3 protein-coding genes are annotated in these 1779 nt (G+C 35.1%); 1 reads left to right on the forward strand and 2 read right to left on the reverse strand.

Features of this window, described 5'->3' with window-relative positions; translation table 11 throughout:
* Positions 1 to 55: 55 nt before the first annotated feature.
* Positions 56 to 469: a DUF6157 family protein gene (locus AC4AGG_RS16315; RefSeq protein ID WP_489773083.1), complete on the reverse strand. Its 414-nt coding sequence runs from the start codon at positions 467 to 469 to the stop codon at positions 56 to 58.
* Positions 470 to 500: 31 nt separating this feature from the next.
* Between AC4AGG_RS16315 and AC4AGG_RS16320 the strand changes: the two genes are divergently transcribed.
* Positions 501 to 1370, forward strand: a complete 870-nt coding sequence (locus AC4AGG_RS16320; RefSeq protein WP_489773084.1) for an aldo/keto reductase — start codon at positions 501 to 503, stop codon at positions 1368 to 1370.
* Positions 1371 to 1471: 101 nt separating this feature from the next.
* On the opposite strand, the gene AC4AGG_RS16325 is transcribed toward AC4AGG_RS16320, so the two are convergent.
* Positions 1472 to 1744 (reverse strand): TfoX/Sxy family DNA transformation protein, encoded by a 273-nt coding sequence (locus AC4AGG_RS16325; RefSeq protein ID WP_489773085.1) that lies wholly within the window; start codon positions 1742 to 1744, stop codon positions 1472 to 1474.
* Positions 1745 to 1779: the final 35 nt, after the last annotated feature.

Here is a 1779-nt window from a genome sequence, read left to right on the forward strand (position 1 = left end):
TAATTTAAATAAGGTTCATCAAATAGCTGTCCTCATTTGGTTGCAAAGTTAGGCTTTAATTCTTTTTTGAACGCATGGCTTTTACTTTTTTGATGGAATCATTTTCTAAAAAATGCTGGTAATCCTCGCTTTCTGCGGCGAAAAGAGCAACTTTTCCTTCGAAATTATGATGAATCCCGAATCCATATCTTTTAGTAAGCGGCGAGGATCGGAAACAAGGTTGTCCTTTGGAGAAAAATTTTTCCCGAGCTTCTGATTTTTCGTTTTCAGTGATATCGTTTTTCTGAGCAAAACATTCGAACAGAATATCATCCGAAGTATATTGATATGGATTTTTGGAAATGATCTCATACTTAATTTCTGCCATGGTTTTTGGGGATTTCAGCGGCGGCGCAGCCGCCGCTGAAATCGGGCAATCTTCCGCCACCTCAATAAAAGTATCGATATAATTAGTGGTATGTATTTTCATTTTTTGAGTACTTTTGATAAAAATAAATATAATGAATTTTTCTGAGATTATCATTGGAGTGATGCGTTGGGGAATTTGGGGAGCCAATCATACAGAAGCGGGAGTGCAAAGCCTTATTGAGGCGGCATTGGATGAAAATTTGTACACATTTGATCATGCTGATATTTATGGTGGTTACACCACTGAAGAGCATTTTGGAAGGGCTTTTTCCGACATGAATATTCCTCGAGAAAGCATTCAACTCATTTCAAAGTGTGGCATTTGTAATCCCAGCGAAAAGAAGAAATTTGATTTAAAATATTATAACTATTCGAAGGAGTATATTCTTCAACAAGTTGATGAAAGTTTGCATAATCTGAAAACCGATTATTTGGATTTATTACTGCTTCATCGACCTTCACCATTGATGAATCCTGAAGAAATTGCGGCTGCTTTTGGAATCTTAAGAAGCAATGGAAAAGTTAGAGATTTCGGACTGAGCAATTTCACGACGAGTCAATTTGAACTTCTTTATCAATTTTTTCCATTTTTGGTAACCAATCAAGTGGAGATTTCAATCAACGAAACCAAATCCTTTAACGACGGAACTTTGGACCAAATGATGATGAAATCTCTAAAACCAATGGCATACTCAGTTCTAGGCAACTACTTTAGCGAACCTAATTCGGAACAAAATGTGAGGATAAAACCTGTTTTGAATTCAATTTGTGAAAAATATCATGCGGAAGAAAATCAAATTCTTTTGGCGTTCCTTCGAAAGCATCCTTCAGGAATTTTGCCGATTATTGGAACTTCAAAACCAGAGAGCATTCGGTCTATGAAAAAAGCTCTGGAAATTGATTTGCATATTGAAGATTGGTTTAGGCTTTTGGAAGCCAGTCGAGGGAAAAAGGTGGAGTAGGAATCGGTGATTTTTATAAAGCAGAAGCATTTTAATTTTAAAAATAAAATGGTGCAAAAGCCTATGTTATCTCAGATTACTCCACTAAGCAAAATCTGAATTTAAGATTCTCTTTTAATGATAAGCTTTTGATAGAATTCTTTTAATTCCATTTTTCTTTGTTGCGGTAAATTGTGCCATCTGATTTCTTGTATTGCGCCTTCCAAAGCATAAAGCATGTTGATACACGCACCACTGTCCGCGATAGTAGAAATCTTTATAATGGCATTTTCGCTTCCTAATTTCTTTAGATCCAATTGGTTAAACACATCGATTTGATTCAGTTTTTGTGATAGAATTTTTCCAATATTAGGCAAATCAGTGAGTTGTTTCATTTTGTCTAAAGAATTTTTTTTAATCATTTAAAGTT

The sequence above is a fragment of the Chryseobacterium sp. CG10_8 genome, from assembly GCF_058117085.1.